This is a genomic window from Paenibacillus sp. S29, from assembly GCF_049319765.1.
Lineage (GTDB): Bacteria > Bacillota > Bacilli > Paenibacillales > Paenibacillaceae > Paenibacillus > Paenibacillus polymyxa_B.
In genome coordinates this window covers 1-345 of the sequence record NZ_JBMOUI010000088.1, presented here as the reverse complement: position 1 = coordinate 345, position 345 = coordinate 1, and the positions used below count along the sequence as shown (strand labels likewise).

Sequence of the window (345 nt, the reverse complement as noted above, 5' to 3'; positions counted from 1 at the left end):
TTACACAAGATCAGCTTAAAGGAATATTCTAAAACGCAATTTCGTTTCGGTATCCAGTTTTCAAGGTGCAAAGCTGTTTGATTATCAGTCAACCTCCAAAGAGTTAACGATTCTCATACAGTTTTAGATGAAATTGTAATTGGTGGAGCCAAGCGGGATCGAACCGCTGACCTCCTGCGTGCAAGGCAGGCGCTCTCCCAGCTGAGCTATGGCCCCTCACAAGTTCCATCAAAACTGAACAAATGGAATGATGATTGTTGAAGCTAATGCTTCATATTTGAATGTTTCCGCTCTCCGGAAACGATTCTCCATAGAAAGGAGGTGATCCAGCCGCACCTTCCGATA

The 345-nt window shown here is 44.1% G+C and carries 1 tRNA gene; it reads right to left on the bottom strand.

The annotated features are described in order from the left end of the window. Positions 1–140 precede the first annotated feature (140 nt). Positions 141–216, bottom strand: a tRNA-Ala gene (locus ACL9RM_RS26615). Between the last annotated feature and the right edge of the window lie 129 nt (positions 217–345).